Source organism: Rhodococcus sp. NPDC059968, assembly GCF_042738615.1.
Taxonomy (GTDB): domain Bacteria; phylum Actinomycetota; class Actinomycetes; order Mycobacteriales; family Mycobacteriaceae; genus Rhodococcus_F.
In genome coordinates this window covers 1-4,579 of record NZ_JBHWUE010000215.1, presented here as the reverse complement: position 1 = coordinate 4,579, position 4,579 = coordinate 1, and the positions used below count along the sequence as shown (strand labels likewise).

Genomic DNA, 4,579 nt, shown 5'->3' with positions numbered 1-4,579 from the left:
CGCAAGATGTCCGTCTTCCACGTCAAGCACCCGCACCACCGCAACGCGCCCTGCGTAGACCGCAGACCGCTCGTCCTCTCGGGCGACTCCGTGCCGTCGCCATAAATAAACGGTATTGCTGCTAGTGGCGAGAATGCGAAGTCTCGGGCACTTCCGTAGCAAGGCCCGCGCCGGGGCCGCGATTTCGTCAACCAAGTGCTCGCAATTGTCGAGCACGAGTAGAAGCTGTCGGGAGGCGAGGTACTCAGTTAGGGCTTCGAGCGTCCCCCTGTCCGAACCCATTTCGATACCGAGTACGCCAGCCACAGTTTCCGTGAACCGTGTGTCGTCTTGCTGCTCACCGAGTTCGATTAGCCATACCCCGTCAGCGAACGCCCGACTCACGTCCGCAGCCACTCGCAGCGCAAGTCGTGTTTTACCGACCCCACCGAACCCGGTCAGGGTGACGAGCCGGAAGGCGCTGATTAGGCGTTTGACCTCGGTGACTTCGCTTCGGCGGCCGACGAAGCTGGTCAGCTCGAAGGGCAGGTTTCCTACTCTCGAGTCGGTGGGGAGTGCCATGGGGCCGCTTCTTTCATCCTCTTACGATTCGCGCAGTGTGTGACGTCGGCGGATAGACGCGTGGGGTGTCGTGGGCGTTTCGAGCTGAACCCATTATTGGATCCTGTCTGCCACACTTTTTCGTTGAATCTGCGATTCCGCAGACCGAATCGTATGAACGTCTCCAAGTGTGATCCACATCGCTCAGGCCGCACACCTCCGTTTGCAGGTAGAGGTGACCGGACGGCGGCGTCGTTGTTGGACGAGCCAAATTCCCCCCGGCAACGCCCCTGACCAGCAATCGTGGTCAGGGGCATTGCCGGGGTCGACGGAAAAGTCAGAAGTCCGTTGCGGCAGTGATCGCGGCAATTCGGGCCGCGGCGCGGCCGGCATCGGCATCGGCCGTGGCCAGATTGGGGCGGAATTCGATCGCCTGGATGTCCTTGATCCCGATCCACTGCAGCCATTCCGCGAAGTACGGAACCTGGTAATCGGAGCCGAAAGCAGGCGGTCGACCCGGCCCGTAGACCGCGCTGGTATAAATCACGGCGGCCTTCTTGCCTTCTAGCAGGCTGGTGTAGCCGGTCTCCGGATCGAAGCCGAACACCGTCCCAGGTTGGCTCACCACATCGATGAATTGCTTGAGGATGTAGGGGATTCCGGCATTCCACATTGGAACGCTGAACAGGTAGCTGTCGGCAGCAGCGAAGCGATGGAAAGTATCGAGAGAAGCTGCCCACGCCCTGCTCGCCTCGCCCTGCGGTTCCTGGCCTGCGAACACGGCCATCTTCGCTGCGGCCGCCGCCGGGCCGAACTCAGGAAGCGTTCCATCCCACAGGTCGAAAGTCTCGATGGTGTCCCCGGGATGCGTCTGAGCGTAGGTGTCCAGAAAGGCCTGAGCAAGGGATAGCGACTCGGATGCCTCACTTCTCGGTGAGGAGGAAATATGAAGTAGGGTGGCCATGAAATGGCTCCTTTCACTGATGGTTTGGGGAACGTCGGAGGTGAATCAGAAGCCCGCCTTCTGGGCGTGGCTGACCAGGAGACTCTTGGTCCGCTGGGTCGTGTCGAGCGTCAACAGGTGGTTCCCACGACCGACGCCCGACTGCTCGTATCCACCGAATGCCGGGTGCGCCAGGTGATGGTGGTAGATAGCGGTTTACACGAATCCAGTGGTGCGGTGGATAACCTTAGAAACTCAATTGGTGCAACTTAGTTGCGTTACAAGAAGATACGCGCCCACTCGGTGTCCGGGCCCGCAAAAGGAGGCCAGCGACCCGCATCGCGACGACCTGAATATAGGTTGGCGTCCTAGCTCAACGCTGCCCGGTGAATAGCCCGCTCCTGACATAGACCGATTGAGGTGCGGCGTCATGCAGCGTGGCCGGAACCGCACCTGCTAGCAGTACCGTATCGGTGCGAACCCACCAGATGCCGTCGACCGAAGCTCGCCTCAACAACTGCGTCGGGTTGCAGTGAGGCACAATTTTGGTCGACTGCGTCAGTGCTGTTTCGACGCCGATGATGATTTCGGTTGACTTGACGAGCACCGCCGCTGCTTGGCCTGGCGGCCACCATGTGACGATCTGATCGCTTTCGTCGAGTCGGGCCTCTATGACCATCACCCCGCCGAGGCTGTCGGTGATCGTCCCAGTGTCGTCCACCGCTGGGTCTAGTCATGCCGCCACGTACGGCCTTCTTCAGGATCGTCAGCTAACCCTGATCGACCGCAATCGGTGCCCATCCGCGAGGCCCAGACTGCGATGACGGGGCCTGGAGCGCCCATTGTCGGGTCTCACGCTCTTCATGTCGGGCGACAAGATTCTTCAGCAGGAGTCGTCGCGTTCATGGCTTGATCTGTCGAGCACTTGTTGCACTGCGACGAAGACTCGTCTCCCAGTGGGTGTCTTCTTCCAGCTCGCCGTGCCGCTGATATGGATGAGCGAGCACGTCGGAGAATCCACGATCAGCAGCCCAATCCGATCGTCTTGTTGTAAGTTTCCGAGGGTATTGAACATCGCATTTCCGTCGTAGTCGTCAAACTCGATTGAGTGAGGGTTCGACGACGTCACGAATCCGCGAGGGCCTCCACGATGTGAGATGTCCGCGCCTTCTCCCGGCGCGATGGAGGCAACGAAGAACATCTCGGTGTCCGCAATCAGTGCACGTTGACGTTCGGACAGTTCGTGTGACCTGCATCCAGTCAGGTATTCGGTGCCACTGTCGTTCCATTCCCGGTGTCGGATGTGTTGCGCGCAGTTGGGATAGACCTGATCCAGATTCAGGTCGATGCCCTGTTCGTGGATCCACGCCCGTCCGTTCAGCCGGGCTCGGCGCCGAGTTGCCAGATCAATGACTAACGATCCAACTTCGCTGCCATCCGCGAGATCGGCGAGCGGATCATGACCAGTGGGGCGCCCTGCGATCCTCAGCACACCAGGTTCGATGGCCTTGACGAACCCCACAGGACCGACCATTACCGTGGCCCAAACCAGGTTGCCGTTGCCGATGCCACCGAGCAGAATCCTCGGTTGCTCTTGAACGAAATGTGCTAGCGCTGGGGGTATCTCACGCCTGATTGCGATTCCACGTCGGGCGGCGACTTCCAGTTGACCGACCGAACGCTGCACCAGATCTTCTCCCGGATGATACGGCGACCGGCCATCAGAAGAAGCCACAGCTCGGTTCGCCGTGCTCGAGTGCCGAGAGGTGTTGAACGCCGTCATTGGTGAAGATTTCCAGGCGTGTGCCGTCGGGGTCCGCGAAGAATACTCCTCCCGAGGAGCTGCCCTCGGCATGGGGCAGGATGCTTTCGTAGAGCATCGGAATCTCGAGTGAATTGAGCAGCCGTACTGACGATTCGACTTCAGCAAGCGTTGGCACTTCGAATGAAAGATGATGCAGGCCGGGAGCATGGGGGCGGAAGCGCCCTTCGCTCTGCTGCCATAGGGTGAGAATCAGGGCGCCCTCGCGTCCGAGGAAGGCCCATGGTCGTCCGCTGTCCTTGCCTGAGGCGATGACCTCGACCGCGAATACTGCTTGGTAGAAATCTATTGACCTGGCCAGATCGGTCACGTTGATCCCCACATGCCCGGTGACCGCTCTGATGGGTGCTGGATTCGATCTCGTAGGGGTCATTCTTGTTCTTCCCTCTGCTCATTTGCGCCGTTACTGCCACAAATGATGTGGATGAGTACGGGATATTGGTGTTTCTCGGTGCACGGCACGCTCGACTCGGTGGGGCCGCTGATGTGCTGGTCAAGCGAAGACTGTTGAGCTAGCCGCAGGGTTGGTTTCCCCTGTCCAGAAAGGGTGTTCGGTGGGCGCCGTCGGTGTGCCACTGGCACTGGGGGCGCGCCAGTGGCACACCGACGGTTGCAGCGCCGACTGATCGCGGCGTACCGCCTATCTCACACGGTGCCGGAGACCAATGGGGGCACGGGGCAAGCGTCCGCCGCTTGTCCCACAACCTGGGGCTGGGCAGGCAGTGCGGGCCGCTGCCCCTGTTCCCACGCTCGTCCGTCAATCGTCTCGGGCAACGCCGAGATCTCCGCGGCAGTGAAAGCCCGGGACCGACTCAGGAACCGCACGCCCATTGGCGACTCGAGACCGAAGCCCGATCCGCGGCCGGGCACCACGTCGAGGACCAGCTGGGTGTGCTTCCAGACCTCGAACTGCGAACCGGAGATCCACACGGGTACCGCATCGCCGCCCTCGGGCCGGGTGGACGGGGTCTCCCCGACCCTGAGACGCAGGTCCAGGACGCCGAGCAGCACGTCGCGGTCGCCGACGATGAATTCACCGTCGGGGTAACACATCGGCGCGGAGCCGTCGCAGCATCCGCCGGACTGATGCATCATCAACGCCCCGTGGGTACCGCCGAGGCGGCGGAGAAGCTCCACCGCCTCGCTGGTTGCCACGATGCGTGGGGCTGTGGTGGGGTTCATCAGAAGAAGCCCTGAGCCTTCTGGGCGTAGCTGACCAGCAGGTTCTTCGTCTGCTGGTAGTGCTCGAGCATCATCAGGTGGTTCTCGCGGCC

The 4,579-nt window shown here is 61.2% G+C and carries 6 protein-coding genes; all 6 read right to left on the bottom strand.

Annotated elements, in window-relative coordinates:
• The coding region (locus ACFWAY_RS53045) for an NB-ARC domain-containing protein (protein ID WP_378516440.1) at window positions 1-561 on the bottom strand (561 nt) is incomplete at its 3' end.
• Between the two features lie 316 nt (window positions 562-877).
• Window positions 878-1,504, bottom strand: a complete 627-nt coding sequence (locus ACFWAY_RS53040; protein WP_378516439.1) for an FMN-dependent NADH-azoreductase — start codon at window positions 1,502-1,504, stop codon at window positions 878-880.
• Window positions 1,505-1,856: 352 nt separating this feature from the next.
• Window positions 1,857-2,204, bottom strand: a complete 348-nt coding sequence (locus ACFWAY_RS53035; RefSeq protein ID WP_378516438.1) for a hypothetical protein — start codon at window positions 2,202-2,204, stop codon at window positions 1,857-1,859.
• A gap of 162 nt (window positions 2,205-2,366) precedes the next feature.
• Complete coding sequence (locus ACFWAY_RS53030; protein WP_378516437.1) at window positions 2,367-3,218, bottom strand: pyridoxamine 5'-phosphate oxidase family protein; 852 nt, start codon at window positions 3,216-3,218, stop codon at window positions 2,367-2,369.
• Complete coding sequence (locus ACFWAY_RS53025) at window positions 3,205-3,678, bottom strand: VOC family protein (protein WP_378516436.1); 474 nt, start codon at window positions 3,676-3,678, stop codon at window positions 3,205-3,207. The genes ACFWAY_RS53030 and ACFWAY_RS53025 overlap by 14 nt, the downstream gene beginning before the upstream one ends.
• A 272-nt stretch (window positions 3,679-3,950) precedes the next feature.
• Window positions 3,951-4,487, bottom strand: coding sequence for a DUF779 domain-containing protein (locus ACFWAY_RS53020; RefSeq protein ID WP_378516435.1), 537 nt, complete (start codon window positions 4,485-4,487; stop codon window positions 3,951-3,953).
• Window positions 4,488-4,579 lie beyond the last annotated feature (92 nt).

Bases quoted from the DNA above. Each gene is read 5' to 3' on its own strand.
- ACFWAY_RS53020 (WP_378516435.1), bottom strand. From the start codon at position 4,487: ATGAACCCCACCACAGCCCCACGCATCGTGGCAACCAGCGAGGCGGTG.
- ACFWAY_RS53040 (WP_378516439.1), bottom strand. From the start codon at position 1,504: ATGGCCACCCTACTTCATATTTCCTCCTCACCGAGAAGTGAGGCATCC.
- ACFWAY_RS53025 (WP_378516436.1), bottom strand. From the start codon at position 3,678: ATGACCCCTACGAGATCGAATCCAGCACCCATCAGAGCGGTCACCGGG.